The organism is Chitinispirillales bacterium ANBcel5 (assembly GCA_029688955.1).
Taxonomy (GTDB): Bacteria; Fibrobacterota; Chitinivibrionia; order Chitinivibrionales; family Chitinispirillaceae; genus Cellulosispirillum; species Cellulosispirillum alkaliphilum.
This window is the reverse complement of sequence record JARUKZ010000013.1, coordinates 21,198-38,936: the sequence shown is the minus strand read 5'-3', so window position 1 is coordinate 38,936 and position 17,739 is coordinate 21,198. Positions and strand designations below refer to the sequence as shown.

General features: G+C 43.0%; 11 protein-coding genes. 4 read left to right on the top strand and 7 right to left on the bottom strand.

Annotation, left to right across the window (positions count from 1 at the left end; all coding sequences use genetic code 11):
* Positions 1 to 38: 38 nt before the first annotated feature.
* Positions 39 to 3,536 (bottom strand): InlB B-repeat-containing protein, encoded by a 3,498-nt coding sequence (locus tag QA601_08940; GenBank protein ID MDG5815203.1) that lies wholly within the window; start codon positions 3,534 to 3,536, stop codon positions 39 to 41.
* A 544-nt stretch (positions 3,537 to 4,080) separates the two neighbouring features.
* On the opposite strand from QA601_08940, the gene QA601_08935 reads away from it, so the two are divergent.
* Positions 4,081 to 4,740, top strand: a complete 660-nt coding sequence (locus tag QA601_08935) for a hypothetical protein (protein ID MDG5815202.1) — start codon at positions 4,081 to 4,083, stop codon at positions 4,738 to 4,740.
* An 878-nt stretch (positions 4,741 to 5,618) separates the two neighbouring features.
* Here the strand turns inward: QA601_08935 and ptsP are convergent.
* Genes ptsP through QA601_08920 form a run of 3 tightly spaced genes read right to left on the bottom strand, consistent with a single transcriptional unit; the run spans position 5,619 to position 8,580 of the window.
* On the bottom strand, positions 5,619 to 7,376 hold the full coding sequence (gene ptsP, locus QA601_08930) for a phosphoenolpyruvate--protein phosphotransferase (protein MDG5815201.1): 1,758 nt from the start codon (positions 7,374 to 7,376) through the stop codon (positions 5,619 to 5,621).
* Positions 7,377 to 7,391: 15 nt separating this feature from the next.
* Entirely contained in the window at positions 7,392 to 7,793 is a 402-nt protein-coding gene (locus QA601_08925; GenBank protein ID MDG5815200.1) for a hypothetical protein, read from the bottom strand.
* Between the two features lie 22 nt (positions 7,794 to 7,815).
* A complete protein-coding gene (locus tag QA601_08920; protein MDG5815199.1) occupies positions 7,816 to 8,580 on the bottom strand; it encodes a hypothetical protein in 765 nt (254 codons plus the stop codon).
* Between the two features lie 166 nt (positions 8,581 to 8,746).
* Here QA601_08920 and QA601_08915 point away from each other — a divergent pair, with 166 nt between their 5' ends.
* From QA601_08915 to QA601_08905, 3 genes are all read left to right on the top strand, one after another.
* Positions 8,747 to 9,289, top strand: a complete 543-nt coding sequence (locus QA601_08915; protein ID MDG5815198.1) for a hypothetical protein — start codon at positions 8,747 to 8,749, stop codon at positions 9,287 to 9,289.
* A gap of 71 nt (positions 9,290 to 9,360) precedes the next feature.
* Positions 9,361 to 9,678: a cupin domain-containing protein gene (locus tag QA601_08910; GenBank protein ID MDG5815197.1), complete on the top strand. Its 318-nt coding sequence runs from the start codon at positions 9,361 to 9,363 to the stop codon at positions 9,676 to 9,678.
* A gap of 197 nt (positions 9,679 to 9,875) precedes the next feature.
* Positions 9,876 to 10,247, top strand: a complete 372-nt coding sequence (locus QA601_08905) for a response regulator (GenBank protein MDG5815196.1) — start codon at positions 9,876 to 9,878, stop codon at positions 10,245 to 10,247.
* Between the two features lie 75 nt (positions 10,248 to 10,322).
* Here the strand turns inward: QA601_08905 and QA601_08900 are convergent, their stop codons facing one another.
* From QA601_08900 to QA601_08890, 3 genes are all read right to left on the bottom strand, one after another.
* Positions 10,323 to 12,836: a glycoside hydrolase family 9 protein gene (locus tag QA601_08900; GenBank protein MDG5815195.1), complete on the bottom strand. Its 2,514-nt coding sequence runs from the start codon at positions 12,834 to 12,836 to the stop codon at positions 10,323 to 10,325.
* Between the two features lie 144 nt (positions 12,837 to 12,980).
* Positions 12,981 to 14,705 carry a CIA30 family protein gene (locus QA601_08895; GenBank protein ID MDG5815194.1) on the bottom strand — a complete coding sequence of 575 codons (1,725 nt, stop codon included), beginning with the start codon at positions 14,703 to 14,705 and terminating at the stop codon, positions 12,981 to 12,983.
* 286 nt (positions 14,706 to 14,991) lie between these two features.
* On the bottom strand, positions 14,992 to 17,457 hold the full coding sequence (locus QA601_08890; GenBank protein ID MDG5815193.1) for an SLBB domain-containing protein: 2,466 nt from the start codon (positions 17,455 to 17,457) through the stop codon (positions 14,992 to 14,994).
* Positions 17,458 to 17,739 lie beyond the last annotated feature (282 nt).

Below are 17,739 nucleotides of genomic sequence, written 5' to 3'. Positions count from 1 at the left end.
GCAATTAGTACCGTTTAGAGTTCCACTAAGAAACCTGATCATGGTTCATAAAAATCCAGAGGAATTTGTATAAATTCACTACTGCTTTCAGTGGTACCATTACCGAACTGGCCACGCGAATTCGAGCCTGTAGCCCAAATTGTCCCATCAGTTTTAATAGCAACTGTGTGGGTAATTCCTGCAGAGACATAAGCTACATCCAGTGCAACCACTACAGGGGTATGTACATCATGGTGATCTCCTGTACCAAGCTGCCAGTAAGTATTGTATCCAGTTGCAAGCAAGCTGCCATTCTCAAGGAGGAACATTGTATGATTAGCTCCAAGAGATAAGCTACTAACATTGGTGTGTGATAACTCCGAAAAAGTAGTCCTATCTTCAGTTGTACCGTCTCCAAATTGACCGAAATAATTTCTCCCTGTTACCTTGATTCTACCATCAATAGTAGTTGAAGCACTGAAAAAACCTCCGGAAAGAATTAGCTCAATGTTTTCATCAACCTTGGTAGGAACAGAAATGCGACTAAGAGTATCTAAGCCAAGTTCGCCGCTACTGTTACTCCCCATTCCCCACAAGGTACCGTTCTCTTTAAGGGTCATAGAAGAAGAGACTCCAACTGTTACTTGAACAAAGCTTTCTGATTGCGGTACTTCAACAAACACACTCGTATCTATCTCAGTACCATTTCCCAATTGCCCCATGACATTACTACCCGTTGCCCAAAGTGTTCCATCGTTTTTTACTGCCATAGTATGGTTGTCCCCAGTAGCAACATGAGCCACATCTGTGAGAACTTCTGTAAATTGTTCCTCGTGCGATCGTGTCCTACCGTTACCAAGCTGCCCCATCCAGTTATTCCCTGTTGCCCAGAGTGTTCCATCACTTTTAATCACCATGGTCTGTCTTTGCCTGACTGAAACATACTCTACATTTTCTTTAACTTTTTCAAAAGTTGTATTGGAAGTTCCTTGCCCAGATTCACCGTTTCCGAGTTCCCCATCTTCATTTCTTCCAGTAGCCCACAGTGTTCCATCTGCCATGAGAAGCATTGTGTGTTGACTACCACAAGCCACCATTACTGGCTTCGGTCTCCATACTGCATAGAGAGTAATATCTTCCGAACCCATCTCATATTCTGCCCCATCCTCTATAATAGTGCCGCTTCCGTCTGCACTTTCCGACCACCCCATAAACTTCCAGTCCTCTTTGGAAAAAACAGAGGCATAAAGCTCCTGACTATCTCCAAAATTGAACGTTTGGGGAGACATGTTACCGGTTGCCTGACTACTGTTTTTATCAAAGGTAATGGTAAACTCTTTTACGCTCCAAACCGCATACAGATTAATATTTCCAGGCCACATGCTTATCACACTGTCGCTGTAAACTACATCTCCGTCAGGAGCAGTTGCCCAACCATCAAAATTGTGCCCGGTAAGGGAAGCAAACGGAAGAGACAAACTAACAGTTTCATCTGTTTGTGCGCTACGGACAGCCGTACTGTCACTTGTATCATTTTTGTAAAATGTTACCTCATAGGTATTAGCACTCCACAATGCATAGAGTGTCAAACCGTCTGGCTCTACAGTGACTTTTTCACCATCACTGTATTCCTGTTGACCATCTCCACTCAGTGCCCAGCCATCGAACTCGTAACCATCACGGTTAAAGGGGTTATCCAACTCTATCTCTTCACCTGTTGCAGCAGTGATTGTAACAGTATCAGCGGTCCCGTCATTTTTAAGCAAGGTGATACTATAACTAATTGCATCCCACACGGCATAGAGGCTTAGGTCACCATCAATTGCAACCTGCTCTCCTTCGTCATAATTAACCGAACTACTGGTCTCGTTAAGTGCCCAGCCATCAAACTCATACCCGTCACGGCTGAAAGGATTATCCAACACTACTTCATCATCCATTGGAGCTTTAACGAGCGCAGTGTCACCACTTCCATCGTTTTTATGAAAAATGATGCTATACCTGATTGTACTCCATACAGCATAAAGATTCAAATCTCCGGCCTTCATTGTAATCTGCTGACCATCCGTAAACGCGACAGAATCACTCTCCTCATTTAATGACCAGCCTTCAAAACTGTGTCCCCTGCGATCAAAAGAGTTATCCCTAAGGAAAACGTCACTATTGGTCACCGCGTACTGATTCGTTGTATGGCTTCGACCATCGTTTGAATGAAAGGTGATGGTATTGGTATCCAAACCCCACAGAGCATACAGCACAGCTTCTTCCGCGGTCATAGTAAACTCTTCACCATCTTCATACTCTATAGTCGCGGCCTCGGGATCTGATGCCCATCCCTTAAAAAAGTAACCCTCTCTACTAAAGGTAACAGTCTTTAGCGAAACAGTCTCATTGAAAGGGATCTCCTGATAGTAGGAACGATTAGTTCCATCATTGGAATAAAACACTAACAGGTTTTCCGCAGAAACCCAATTTCCAAAAAGAGTGATATCTGAAGTAACGACCTCATCATAATCCCATATCTCTGTACCGGTCGTATCTTTAAACCAACCGGAGAATACATAGCCGCTCTGTTCAGGTATTTCGGGCAGGTCAACTGTTGAGCCATGGGGTATATTTTTCGATATTTCACGTTCTCCGTTTCGGGGCTCAAAAATAACTGTGTATTCAACAATATCCCAAACAGCATTAAGGGTTATATCTTTTTCTCCAACTACAAGTGTATCCCCGCCTGAGTAGTGTTTTGTATCTTCTTCTACTTTTTTCATCCACCCTGCAAAGCTGTAACCGGTTCTTTGCAGACCTCCAATATTACCCGAAACGGTTAAACTCTGACCGGTTTTATATGAATTGGTGTCAATTGGTACATTACCACTGTCACTTTGGGCACTTTGATAGGTTAGTTTGTAGGCAGTTTCCTCCTCTACTACAACCCACTTTGCCTTAAGGGTAACATTTTTTTCACCAATTATAAGTGTGTCTCCTCCTGAATACACCCTTTTTTGCTCTTCAGAATCTCGTACCCACCCTGCAAAACTATAACCGGTTCTTGTAAGATCACCGGTGTTATTCTGAACAAGAACCGTATCATTAGCCCTGTATTTGTTGGTATCAGTTGGCACATCTCCTTCATCATGACTGCTACTCGTATAAATAACACTGTGCTGTTTTTTGGGGAGATCTACTTTAAATCGCGCAGTATAAGTAATAACCGTCTCATTGCCAAGGTATCCGGTGATAGTTAGTTCAGATTCACCATCGTAAGTGAACAGGTGGGTTATTTGTACCGTATCTTTGTGTTTTTCAGCTGAACTAAACTCAATACTTCTTTCCTCCCCATCATCAAAACGGTACGTGATACTGTTAAAAAGATGAGGCATCGTTATTTCGATGATCAAGCCCACTGTATCATTAACAACGAAGTTTTGTTCCTCAGATAACTCGATATGTTCTATATCTGCACGATCATAATTTTCAAAGGGATGTGTAGGGGATTTACAGCGAAGCAGAAATAACAACAAAATAAATAGTAAAATTCCTTTTACTGGCAGTTTCATTTATCCCATCCTTTTCCAATACGACATTATTCAACAATTTGGTATGCACTATTCTGGTATCTGGTCAGAGTATCCCACATAATAAATAATGCACAGGGGTATGTCAATGTTTGTCAGGGAAGGAATACAGAAGACCTTACTTTCAACCGTTATATTTCCGCGCCCGCGCTCATTTTGCACCCTTATACGACAGATAAAAATACCGTTACCCCCGTTAAGTTTGAAAGCAAAGAAGCTAATCCATTTTAACAGGCGCCATATCAAAAAGGGGATGCTACTAAAGAATACTGAAAAAGGTTTTAACTTTAGTCTGAAAATCTTCTACCAGATGCACACTGAGTGCCTCAACCATGGTGGGTTGAAGTACAGGTAAATGAGGCGTTCTTAGCCATGACTCGCAGTCCCTTCTACCAAATTTGTTCTATCCGAAAGATACTTTACTCCTATTCCCGATTATAGCATATGGTTAACGCTAACATTTTCTAAAATACTCTTTTGGAGTCAATGCCACTTAATTATTTTCAAATAACACAAGAGAGGTACTATGGATAAATTCTTTAAAGAAGTTCCCATTAAAGCTCCGAAAATAGCTGTTTCATCAATTGCTCAAAAAGCAAATGATATAGTTGTACGGTGCAGATATGACAGAGAGGACCTCGAAAAGGCTCATTTTGATTGGAAAAAAACAGATAGATTAACTGTATTGGGAATCCAATGTATGCATGTGGAAGCTGATCTGGTATTATGCAGAGAGGGCTGCAGAAAAGAGACTGCTCAGCTAAACCGATACATAGATAAGTGCCGCCGATTAAGAAGAGAAATAGTAACGAAGATGCGTGCTGTTAATGATCTTAAGCCTCTTTCGGCGCAAATTCCCTCTTACGCAAAAAGCAAATGCAGAGCAGATCTTGTGCAGGATCTCCACGATCTCAATTATCTGGGTCGTTATCTAAAGGATGAGCTTGAGGGGACCGGGTTTGACATGTCACTTATTCAGAAGGCCTATGATGAATCATGGAAACTATCCCACCTTATAGCAGATACCATTATAAACAGAGATAGTATTAAAGCCGCGACTACAAAGCGAAACGGCGTAATCCGAGAAACGGTTGATTTGATATATGATATAGGAGCCTTTGCCCGCAGAGTCTTTCGTAATGATCCCCGTAAGCATTTTTACTATACATCGAAAAAGTATTTCTGATACCCACTGCCTTTTTTTGGTATAGAGAGAGCATAAGGAGTATTACAATAGTGCCCTTTAAGCCTGTCTGAGCGCGGGGGAATGTTAATGTTGTAGCTCCTTAAGCCTTCCTCCACGCGGGGCAACAGTAATGTACCTGCTCCATTACTGTTACTCCACACGGGGGGAGCTTAATACACCTACAGATTTAAGGTAACCCCGCGTGGAGTAACCGTAAATCTGTAGGTACTTAACCTCTCCCCCGCACTCAGATGCTCTTAACCGAAGCTCCGTAGGGGTTAACCGAGCGTGTTGCAAACCATTACGAACACCAAAATAGTGAAACAGCTAAGCATAGAGATATCCCGGGCGCCTGCCGCGGGACGTCACCGGTTCTACCCATTCGGGCACAATGTCCTTCCCTGACCTCCGTAGCCCTCCGCACAGCTATGGAAGCGGGCGTAGGGCAGGCCGTCCCCCATAGCGCGAATTACCCGTGCATCATTTGTGAACACTGCATTTGGTTTTCAACGGAGTTACTCTGATGGATGGAAACGACTGCATTTAAGGGGTATCCGAAAATTCCGGCGCAGAGGATATAAGTTGTGTTTATGACATTCTCCAAAGCTAATCGCGAAGCGTTTCCCCTTTGCGCCCTTTCCTTTTTTTCTCTCTGCGTCTTAACTCTGCGTTCTTTGCGCCCTCTGCGTTTATTTCATCCTCCTCCATAACCAATATACATATATATAGGTAGTCCCTACGGACGAGGGCTCCTTGAACAACTGATTTTAATAATGTTGAGGATGGAATAGTGTATCAATTGTATTCTTACAACAGTACGTTTGGCAGGATTAGTAAAGGAACACTATGCAGACCTATTCTCTTATCACCGTTTCAATCTATCGTTTTGACTTTTTTAGATTACGATTGATCAGTTCGACCACATCCCTGCTTCCGTCAACCAATGCCGCTTCTTTAAATACTTTGAACAGGTGAGAAAATTCCCAGTGATTTATAGCATCTTTAACCGTAACAATTGAACTGGGCTGCATGGAAAGTGAAGTCACTCCTGCTCCAACCATAAGCAGAGCCAGCATTGGGTCTGACGCGGCTTCACCACATACAGAGACTTCTTTATCGTTTGCAATGCCTGATTCCACAATGTGGGAAATAATTTTTAAAATAACGGGGTGCATGCTCTGTCTGTAATCTTCCAGCCCACTGTCTTCTCTGCTTGCGGCAAAAACATACTGAACCAGATCGTTTGTGCCCACATTTACAAAATCTACCTTTTGAAGAAATGTGTTTATGGAGAGCGCAACGGAGGGAATTTCAACCATTATACCAACTGATATATCATCTTTGTTTGAATCAGTTTCCCTGCATACTTCATCTATAATACTTAGTGCCTGATCAAGATCCTCAATAATTGCCACAAAGGGCAACAGAATTTTTATACGTGTAATTTTACTTACCAAGACAACACTTTTTAGATGATTTTTAAATAGCTCTTTGTTATTTAGCAGGTAGCGTATTCCCCGTATCCCTAACTGTGGGTTTTCCTCTTCATAGCTTTTTAGAAACGGGAGTGATTTATCAGCACCCAGATCAAGTAATCTGATCGTAAGTGGTCTGTTTTTAAGAATTGAGATTATATCGGTATAGAAACGTACCTCTTCATCAACTGATGGCTGGTGTTTGCATGACATATAAAATAGTTCAGTACGAAGCAGGCCCACCCCTTCGGCCCCGTACTTCATTGCTATTTGCGCTTCATTAACTGAGCCAATGTTTGCTTCCAGTTTAATTCTTCTTCCATCACGGGTCTGGCATATTTTAGACCGTAATCTACTACTTTTCGGGTCTATGCTTGAGAGAAAGTATTCTCTTTTTTCTTTATATACCGATAGTTCTGATTCATTTGGGAAAACCACTACTTTTGCGGTATAGCCGTCTACAATAACCGGATCTCCCGTTTTTATAAGAGTTCCTGCGCCCGGGGTTCTGATTATTGCCGGTATGTTCATCGATTTTGATATAACGGCTACATGCGAAAACCGACTGCCCTCTTCGATGATTATACCAACTATTTTGCTAAAATCCAGCAACGCCACATCCGAAGGAAGGAGTTTTTCCGCCACAAAAATCACCGGATTTTCTATTCTTTGCATCGGATTAGTTCTAACGTGCTCTATTTCAAGCAGGTTTCTCAGTATTCGGTGATAAACATCCTGAATATCGAGAAACCTGGTTCGCATAACTTCATCAGTGATACTTTTAAATCTCGTTTCTAAAACGCGCATTTTACTTGCTATTACATGCTCTATATTCATTTTCTGAGCTTTGAGCAGATTTTTTATCTCATCGATAAAACTTTGATCTCTGAGCAGTTGAAGCTGGACCTGGAAGATTTCCGAAACATCACTCTCCTTTTTACCTTTAAGCCGATCGAAAATCTGCAGTAACTGGTTTTCACTTTTTTGAATTGCATAATCAAGCCTGGTGATCTCTTTTAAAAGATCATCGATGGGAAAGCTGTTCATCTCCAGAGCCTCAAGAGCAATGGGTTTAAAGACCAGGGCATCTGCAATTGCAACACCCTGTGAGATAGTTTCTCCGGACAATTCCCTTCTTACCTTTTCACGTAAACGAGCCATCGGTAAAACTCCAGCTTATTCTTGGTACTTATCAACACCCATAGCTGAAAACCCTTTTATTATATTTGAAGCGGAGGATAAAACAGCTATGAAAGCATTTCTTGGTCGTTTGGTTATAAGTGCACTGGGCCTTGGACTTACCGCATACATTGTTCCGGGGATACGGATCGGCAGTATCCCGACACTCATATTTGCAGCCCTTCTTCTTGGAATGGTTAATGCGGTCATAAAGCCACTGTTTTTCATCCTTACCCTTCCCATTACGATCTTAACCCTGGGCCTTTTTCTGCTGGTGATAAATGCATCTATGCTGGCCCTTGTAGCAGCCCTTTTACCCGGATTCACCATCAGCACTTTTTTCTCGGCCGTGGTTGGGTCAATAGTACTGAGCATCTTTTCCTGGCTTGTTTCAAGCACAAAGTAACCTGTTTTATATCACCTATCGCCACTTTCCTTTAATTAGCGGCTCAACAGGATACTGTTCACGACTTAGTCGTAAATCGGAAAATATATCTGCCGTGCTCATTTTCTCTTTTATGGGCCGAATCTCCTCTGGTTTACTCTCCCGGGCCTCTCTGAAAAGACCCACCCTCGCCTCTTCATAATCAAGGAGAAGGTGAACATCTTTAAACACAATCCTCTCGTTTCCCAGTGCACTCTTTAAGGATTCCGGGAAGCGTGGCCTTACATCCGGATCGGGATCTTCTATATCGGTTCCGTAGTAGGGGTTATAGACTCCGATGAGAAATTCGCCATCATCACCGATCCCCAGTTGTGTGACAATTTGATGATCATTTCCGGAATATTCAACCACGTAGAAAAGGTGCATACCATTTTCTCCTGGAATAAGTGAGTAAACCCCTTCACCACAGGGCCGTGCTGCACCTTTGCCCATTGTTGCTATACCATCCACAGTAACCGTCTTTTCATCCAGTTCATGCAAAATCGGTTGATATTTATGATCGACTTTGTTTACCGTTGCGGTAACAAGGTTAAATGGCGTTTGGGGTTCAGGCAATTTTGCTGTTTCAAGTGAGAGCAAGCGATAGTGTTTGGATACAAGTGGATGCATGACGATATACAGTTGTTCAACATCCCGCAGATCATTTGCGCTTGCCTTAACAGGACGATAAAAAAAGTAGATATGTCCGTCTTCAACCCCAAGAAAATTCTCACGCACTGCTTCCCGTTCATCTCTGCCCATGCATTCCCCCTTTCAAACAACTGATCTTTTAGGGCAAAAAAAAAGTGTTCTGGTGTTAAAAAGAGCAATTAGAGTTCCAGTATGATTACAATCACCATGGCATGAAATTAGAGATGCTGTAAAGAATCAAACCTTTATGACCATTACTGTAATGAAACGAGGACACATGAAACTGAAAGAAAGTATTTCGTTGATACCGGTGGGGCCTGTAGAGCAGACTATTCTTGAATATATTCAACAAAAGCTTTCAACTATTCTAAACACAGAAGTGTTTATTCGGCCTATGCATATTTTGCCCTCAGGAATTTTCGATACACGAAGAAACCAGTATGACATACGTGCGGTTTTAAAATTATTACACGACTTTGAGGATACAAGCGGCTACAAAATTGGATACATCAATGAAGACTGCTACGAGGATGGATCTGAGTATGTTTTGGGAGAATCCGTTTTAAAAGGCGAAGAACTGGTTATCGCGCTGCCACGTTTAAATCTGATAGATGGAAATACCGACAGGACGATCTTTTTAAATCGCGTCTTAAAGGAGACACTGCATGAGCTTGGCCATTCACTGGGACTGTTGCACTGTCCTCACGGCTATTGTGTGATGCATAACTCAGCCACATTGCATAGAAAAGAGGTGGATCTGGCTAATCCCTATTGTGGTCGTTGTGAAGAGCTGCTTATACAGTCCGATTCAACCTTCTGAAAATGGGACAACGAGCCATTGGCACAGATGATGCTCTTTAAAGCAGATAGATAAAAAGAAAGGAGTAGAAGATGTATCATAAACACATAAAAGCAGATAGTGAGTTTAAAATAGTAGCAGCCACCGAACGGTCCCAGGCAGCAGTTATGGCCCTTGAAGCAGGCCAAAGTACCGGTAGCACCAATAACATGCACCTAAAAAGCGATCAGTGGCTCTATGTCGTTTCCGGAAATGGAAAAGCAATAATAGAGGATCTCTCAATCGATCTAAAACCCGGGGTATTAGTACTCATTGAAGCCGGAGAGGTACACGAGATTTTTGCCTCTCCAACAGAAAATTTAACTACCATAAACATCTACGCACCGCCAGAATATCCTGCAGATCTGTAATTTTTCGGGTTTTACTATACTCTCCATTTTTACTGGTCATTCCACCTTTTTAGGACATTTGGATCGGGGTAACTCTGTAGGCAGGTATTCAGAGTACAGAAATGCAAAATATATGAGGGACTTTTACCGTATAGCTTTTGAAGGTTTGTCCCAAAACAAAGGTCTTAATTGAGGATATTTTCAGGTGAGCATAACTGATGAATTCAAATAAAGCTTTGATTTTCGTAATTGATGATGATCCGGTTATAAGAGAGCTTGTTACCTTTAATCTTCAGGTCAGAGGGTATGAAGTCATGGCATTCTCAAATGGTATGGATGCACTTCAGAGTATTGAAGAAACGCGGCCAGACCTTGTAATTTTAGATGTAATTATGCCTGATCTGGATGGCTGGGAAATGTGCAAGATTCTAAGAGACACCGATGAGACGCTGCCCATTATAATGCTTACTGCTCTTGATACAGCCAGAGATAAGTTAATCGGCAGATCTATTCTAAGAGCTGATGCGTATGTTACCAAACCCTTTGACATCGATCACCTTATAAGTTCTGTAAAAAAACTTATCGAATAGAGCTATTTAAATAAAAAAAGCACACCCGCTGCAAATCAGCAAGTGTGCCATAAAGCTTGTGCTTAAAAGTTAGTGCTATCTTCCGGACCAAACGAATCGTGATGGATTAATTTTTCTTCCATCCACAACTCCTATAACAGTATATACTCCTGCAGGCAGTCCTGAAAGTGGTATGCTAACCTGATTTGTTCCGGCAAAGTTCTTACTCACAACACGTCTTCCGGAAACGTTATAGATCTCAAGCTGCAAATTACCGCGGGCATCAGCAGCAGAAAGAGTGTAGTTCAACGATGAACCGGAAACCGATGCTCTGGTTTGCTCCATAGTTACCGGGCGCCTTGCTGCGGAAACGTCACCATCGCTAAGGCTAAGGTTTTCGATATGAACGTTGTCGATGGTTACCTGCGGCATACTTGTTCCATAATAGGTAAACCTTAGTGAATTTACACTTCTAAGATCAAGGTCCTTTGATTCGGTGGCCCATTCAGGTTGTCTAAGCTCAGAAATTGGCACCCTGACCCGAGTCCACTGATTACTACCGTGCAGCCCTACTGTGTACCCATAATAGGCCCCATCGGTAATAGTAGTCTGTTCTACCTCTACCCGTATCTCGGTATTGCTGGCTTTAATATCAAAGACAATACTGGTGGGTTCTCCAAGATTCATAGGTCTGTTTTCAGGATGAAAAGAAGTTTTTATCCCTGTATAAGGAATATCTTCACCACTTTGTCCGATAAGCCTAATCTGAAGACCAGGTGACCCATCATAGCCATCATCAGTTACAGCACTTTCGGTAATTTCGGTAGGTCTTGATGATGAAACACCATCATTAAAAGTAGACCATGTTCCCCCGAGAGCATTTTCGGGAGTATTACCACCAGTAAAATCATCAATAAGCACATCACTGTCTGTAAATGGGAAAACTTTTACACCACCGATTTGTTCTATGTTTGCAAAAGTTCTTGAAAAATGATACAGCGCGACATTATCCCCAGCATCAAGGTTAAACCTTACTTCTTCACCAACAATAAATGTGCCCTGATCAGCGTCGCCAATCCAGGTTTCATTGATATTGCTGCCGGATCCAGTAATAAGCTTTGTGGCTCCTGAACGAACCCCTCGTATATCGATAGTCCAATCAACAGTCCCGCTAAGGCGTGCGCTTATGGTTACATCACTACTGTTAAAATCAACATTTTGAGGTGAAACTTCGAGACGCTCCGGAATCTGTATCTGTCCTGCTGGTGGATTGGCTAGGTCTTTGAGAAAAGCAACTGCACCAATTGCCCCGGCATTATAGTCAAGAGCTACTTCACAGTTTCTGTAACTGTAGTCATCATCCCATTCCCCTCTATCATCGGGTCCGGAAACCACACCACCACGAGGAGGAGTTCCGTAATGACGGGCGTTTCTGTGGTGAATTCTGGAAGGACCACCACTAAATCCGACCACAAAGGACTGGCTGTTACCACTGTGATTCCCGGTTAACCAGTTTATTTGAGTCTCCACAAAATCCATATATGAGTCGTTTCCGGTGACGATATAGGCCAGGGCAGCGACAAATGCGGCATTTCCCGCGTCTCTTGCTGTACCCCAATCTGAATTTACATATATTCCTTCCATTCGGGGATTATCGGCCCCCTCCCGGTTGCGCCATATAAAACTCATATCGTTTAAGAGGCCTGTAGAACTGGCACCAACTCCCTGTCTCCACATTTCAAAAGAAGCCAGAGGCACAGCATTTCCATACCCCATTACATTGCTGATTGTAGGAAAGGTTAAACTTTCTGCCCAATCACGGTAGGATGTTTCTCCTGTGGCCCTGTACAGTTCGATCGCGGCGGCAGCCATTTTGTCCCGTCCTTCACTGTTGCTATAGAGTACCCCGTGGGAATGTTTGGTAGTAGGAGTACTTACCATATTACCCTGATCATAAGCAGTTTCGGCCCTTCTAAATGCCTGTTTCGCTTTTTCAAGGCACTGATCCGCATAGTCTTCATCAAACTCACGATACACTATTGACATGAGTGCAAGTGACGCGGCATAGTAGGCTGGTACATCCACACCATCTGCAACTCTTCCTCTTTGTCTGCTGCTTTGTGTTCTCTGGCTGTTGTCTGGCCCGCTTTCGTCCATTCCCATATGGTCCACATTTGGATCTCCCAGATCCATAACCACCTCTGTTTCTGAAATAATGGCTTTTAACAGGTAGTCGGTACCCACTTTCGCTTCTTCAAGAACATTGGGTATACCATTGGTTCCTCTGTCATAGGAGTGTGGGAACACATCATACCCCTTTAAGAGACAATAGATTGTGTACCCAAGAGGCAGTCCTAGTTTTAAAAAGTCTCCTGCATCATACCATCCTCCCTCAAGGGAGTTACCATTATGGTTATCGTAGTAATGAGGTTCATTACTAGTGATACTACTGTAATAAGGATTACCACTGCTGCCATCGGATCGTCCAGCTCTTTGATACTGGTAAAAGCCGATCAGGGTAGTATGTAGCTGGTCCAGATTAAGCGCTAAAGGCTGCGCGACAACAGATAACGAAAGCAAAATGCCTAAAAAACAAGATAGTCGTTTCATTATAAACAGTCCCCGAATTAGGTTTTAAATTTTTTTAATTCCTGTATAAATCTTAGTGGTCTATATAGTTGTGGCGGTTCGATTCGGGAGAAAAAAGAAAAGGCCCGTTAAGGGCCTTTTCTTACATGTATGCGTAGTGAGAAACTACTTTACAATATTTACAGGAATCTGATGATTTACACTCTTACCCTGAATGTCTCTTGCTCTAACCTGTATGAAATAAAGTCCTGCAGGAATAGAAGCAGCATTCAGTGTTGAAGAGATCTGATTTCCGGAAGTACGGGTAACCGGAGCAGATGAAACAACAGCACCTCTGGTGTTAATCAGAGTGAATCTTCCATCCTGAATTTCAGTTGAAGGATTCCAGTTCACTGTAACGGTTCCTCTGTTATAGGCACCTGTGATACCGGTAGCGACAGAATGAGCACGGCTATTGAGAACGCTGTTTCCTATTAGTGGCTGAGGATCGTAACCGGTCGCACCTACAAAGTAGACATTGTCAAGGGCCATTTCACCCACTGTACCTGCACGTCCCTGGTGTTTGAACTGAATCTGAGCTAAACGGTCTGTCTGAAGTGGTGAGTCGTCTAATACAGAGTCCCATGTAGGCAGCACAAATGTGCTCCATGGAATAGTAGCAGATCTCCATTCATTGTCTGTGCCTGGAAGATCGATGTAATATACAACACCTTCACCACGTGAACCTGTAAAAGCTAAGTGATCTGAAACTTCGACTGTAATCTTATCTAAGCCATCTGTTCTGTATTCAAAATAGAGGGCAGTAGCATCATTAGCGTCTGCATTATAGATAAATGGATTTTCAAGACCTTCATCGGTTAGGTTAGTACCAATTCCTACGAAAGGCTGTACAGTTTCACCGCCACTGGTGAAAGCTGATCCTAACTCAAAGCCGATCATTGCGCCATTACCTTCCCTACCATTACCCTCGAGGATAAGTGTAGGCATATCTTCATCTGCATCAGGATCAACACCTAAGAAGATATCAGAAGAACCACCAGCTTCACCATCATCATATTCATACCAGTAAAAGCCTGTGGCGTTCTGTGTACCGCTTTCTTCAAAGTCTGAGAATGGCTCGTTAGCTGGTGGGTCAGGTTCACCAACACAGTCAGTACACATATCTGGAGGAATAAATTCATGATTATGAATCACAATGCTGTCAATAGCAAACCATCCATCAGTAGGTTCTTCACCCTGAAACTGCCAGGATATCTTTGAAGCCTGTGAAAGGTCGTAATCTGCTTCATCACCCCATTCCTCTGGTTGTGCAAGCATACCACTTCCTTCTTCACCACCAGTAATCTCTACAGTAAGACGCTCCCAATCTGTTGTAGCAGTTGTGAACATGTACTGATAGTGAGCAGCATCCAGAACTGTTGCCAGTTCAAGTCTGAATGCAACGGGAATTTCAGATGACCCTCTGTGATAAAAAGAGATAGCAGTGGCACCGGTAAGATCGTACACCGCACCATCTGGAACAAGATTTGAACCCATCCCTACAAATGGAGAAATTTCCCAACATGTAGCCATTCCTGCACACTGTGGATCTTCCCAGGCACTACCCATAGCGAATTCCAGTCTTGCGGCGTAGTCTGAATCCTTACCAGGTCCGTACCCACCTTCAAACAGTAATTCATCACCATCCCGAGTGGCGTTTTCAACTTCTGATGTACCGGGATTATTATCACCCTGATCATCATAAAAGTACCAGTAATCGCCAAAAAGGTTTTGGTTTGATCCATGTTCGAGATCATCAAACACAGCATTATTTTCGGCAAAGAGAGATGAGGAGGCAGCCAGGACAGTTGCCAGCCCTGTCACAAGCGATTTTTTGAAGAATCGTCCCATAGGTCCCTTCCTTTTTTTGGTTTATGTTTAGTGAAAGTAGTGCATTTGCTTTCACTTAGTGTGAACTTCAGTTTATACGGTTCAAAGTCCATTATCACCGATTAATATACATATCTGTTTTTCACAACCACAACCAAAAAGTTAGCTTAAAGTGCTTACCATTATTACACGGGTTGTTTAAGTCTTATAACGATGTGGGCTTAAGAGGCAAGAAAGTAGTACTTAGGGAACGGAAGAGAGGGTAATGACACTGCAAACACCAGAATCATTCCCTCCTATTTTTTATCTAATCATCATTAATCTGCTGAACCAGAACTATAATGGTTACTGCGCTGGTGATTATAGCCAAAGTATCCTTAATAATATCTGAAACAGAAGCTCCCGTACGTTCTCTGGGTTCCCTGCGGGGCTTTTTGGTAACGTGAATGGTAGAGCCATCGGAGATTTTAGGGTTTCTGGCAAATCTTCTGAAGCTATGTTTCTGTGTTTCTCCATTGGGTTTTGTTACCAGGATGAAGTTTGCACTGTCAGCGACCCCTCCGGCCCGATCCAGATAACTCCTCAGGCGCTGACCCTCGACGTAGCCATAGAGGCCTTCGTTGTTCACCTGGCCATGGATCAGAACATTGTTGGGCCTGCTGGGTATATAGATGCTATCACCACTTTGAAGGATCACGTCTTCTCTGTTTCTGCCATAAACATAAGCTGCTTCAAAATCCACCACAAGTCGTTTATCATCTCTGATAATGCTTGCACCCTTGAGGTAAGCATCGGGCATCAACCCGCCGGCTCTGTCTATAAGATCGCTAAGACGCTCGTTTCTCTCTTCAAGGCCGTAGGTTCCGGCATACCGTACCAATCCCTGGATAGTGATATAGTTTTCTTCTCTGTAGTTAGGATCCGGCCGTACCACGATTCGATCCCTGTCTTCAAGGACAAACTCTCTTCCCTTATCACTGGAATAATTGAGTGAATCAGGCAGATCGATATTAAATACCCTTGAGAGCCTGTTTCTTCCACTGTTATCGGGCCTGAACACATCAACTCTGGTTTTATGTGCACGGCGCGAAAAGCCTCCTGCGCGAAGGATCGCATCGGCAACGGTCATATTGGAACTCATGAGGTAAACCCCGGGCTCCCGTACCTCCCCATCCACTGTAATTCTAAGATCTGTAGGACTTACAACATCAAGCTCATAGACGATAACTTCATCCCCCGGCTCCATCTGCATGTTGTAGGTTTGGTCACTTTTTAGCCTTTTAAGGTCGATTGGAATAACAGTAGTCGTAACCAGATCATCATTAAATCTGATTAGATCGGCCCGTCCCTTAAATGTTTTATTATCGATTATTTTTCCATGATTAAATATTAGGTCATAGAGCGATACAGAGCTTTCATAAGTACCGGGATACTGAACAGCCCCGGAGAGTCGAACAAAGTTACGCAGATCAGAAAACAGAGGATACACATGCAACGAGTCCTGATCATAGAGTTTAAAATCGTTGTCTGTTTCAAGATAGCGTTTAAGATCGATACTGAGCAGTTTTTTCATCTGTGAGGCATTAGCCCTTTGCTCAAAAGGCACAATTCGTCTGAGAGTGGCCTGTTCGATGTTTGAAGCACTTTTTGGCCCCCCACAAAATTGAAGCAGGGATAAAAGATGATCATCTGGCCTAAGCTCATAGATTGCAGGCCTAAAAACCGCCCCGGAGATGGATATCGTTTTCCCCCGTGGTGGGACAAAGATCACATCGTTGTTGCGTAATCGAACGTCAGAATCGGATCTTCCTTTAAGCAGATAATCGTACAGATCAACGTTTGCTATGGTGGAGTCATTGCGAATGACAGAGATCGATCTGAGTGATCCGCTCTTAAGGGGCCCCCCAACACTATATAAAGCACTGAATACATTGGCAAAGCTTGAAACGGTATACCCTCCGGGCTGCTTTACCTCACCCATAAAATAAACCCTGATCGGCCTTAATCTTCCCACAGTAAGATGCATGAAAGTGCGAGGTGGAGAGGAGGTAAGACCAGAGAAGTGTCTTGAAAGCATTCCCTTTAACTTTTGTTCGAGTTGTTCAAAAGGGATGCCGGATACATGTACCATCCCTACAACTGGAATCATCACCTTACCTTCTTGATTAACTGTAAGCTCATGTTCAAATTCAACCTGCCCCCACACCGATAACCGCATCACATCACCCGGAGCGAGTGTATAGCCCGGATCAACAGGCCCTATAGGTGAAGGTTTGAACACTTCAGGAATTTCGGTAAACAGATCGTATCCATAATAGGTCAAAGCAGCAGTATCGGCTAAATCAAAGGAATCTGGTGGTTGAAAGTCTACAAGCGTATCAAACAGGAGTGCTGAGTCATGGTCCTTGGAATGGGTTTCATAGTCCCATATCGAGGGCTGCATTTCCTGCTGACGGGGGGGCTGGAGCTGATGAGGTTGCTGCTGAGATCGCATCCGCTCTAATTGTTCACGACTCAATCTTTGCTGATGAGGAAGGAGCTGTCTTTGTTGATCAAATGTTTGTGTATCTATAGAACTTCTTGTGGGAGATTGAAAATCGGAAAGGCGAGAATCGTAGGCTAACGGTTGCCTGCTGTCCCATGTTTGGGATTGATTACTCCTAAAATCGTTTTGTGCAAGGGTCAAAACTACTGAACAGCAAAGTACAACTGTAAATAGCGAAATCTTGGATATGGTGCTCAAAACTCTGTTTTCCTTTTTTAATATCAACATATGCCTATCGTGGTTTCCTTTCCAACGCACTGAAATACTGAATGGTACTACGAACAAAAAATCAGCACTGCACAGAAGTGTTCAACTCTGAAAAATACACTACTGTGCCTTCTCATTCCAATAATCTGTAACTAAAGAAGATTATATGGTATTTAAATGAGTTGTATAGGAAAAAACTACTACTTAATCAGCAGCTTTGGCAAAATGTAGTCTCTGAAAGCAGAAAAACTCTTCTCCCAGCGGGGAAAAGAGTTACTGCGGTGAAAAAATCGGTAGTTTGAG

What these genes read in the sequence shown, in the direction of transcription:
- QA601_08920 (MDG5815199.1), bottom strand. Translation starts at nt 8,580, where the DNA reads ATGGGCAGAGATGAACGGGAAGCAGTGCGTGAGAATTTTCTTGGGGTT.
- QA601_08910 (MDG5815197.1), top strand. Translation starts at nt 9,361, where the DNA reads ATGTATCATAAACACATAAAAGCAGATAGTGAGTTTAAAATAGTAGCA.
- QA601_08935 (MDG5815202.1), top strand. Translation starts at nt 4,081, where the DNA reads ATGGATAAATTCTTTAAAGAAGTTCCCATTAAAGCTCCGAAAATAGCT.
- QA601_08940 (MDG5815203.1), bottom strand. Translation starts at nt 3,536, where the DNA reads ATGAAACTGCCAGTAAAAGGAATTTTACTATTTATTTTGTTGTTATTT.
- QA601_08890 (MDG5815193.1), bottom strand. Translation starts at nt 17,457, where the DNA reads ATGTTGATATTAAAAAAGGAAAACAGAGTTTTGAGCACCATATCCAAG.
- QA601_08900 (MDG5815195.1), bottom strand. Translation starts at nt 12,836, where the DNA reads ATGAAACGACTATCTTGTTTTTTAGGCATTTTGCTTTCGTTATCTGTT.
- QA601_08895 (MDG5815194.1), bottom strand. Translation starts at nt 14,705, where the DNA reads ATGGGACGATTCTTCAAAAAATCGCTTGTGACAGGGCTGGCAACTGTC.
- QA601_08905 (MDG5815196.1), top strand. Translation starts at nt 9,876, where the DNA reads ATGAATTCAAATAAAGCTTTGATTTTCGTAATTGATGATGATCCGGTT.
- ptsP (MDG5815201.1), bottom strand. Translation starts at nt 7,376, where the DNA reads ATGGCTCGTTTACGTGAAAAGGTAAGAAGGGAATTGTCCGGAGAAACT.
- QA601_08915 (MDG5815198.1), top strand. Translation starts at nt 8,747, where the DNA reads ATGAAACTGAAAGAAAGTATTTCGTTGATACCGGTGGGGCCTGTAGAG.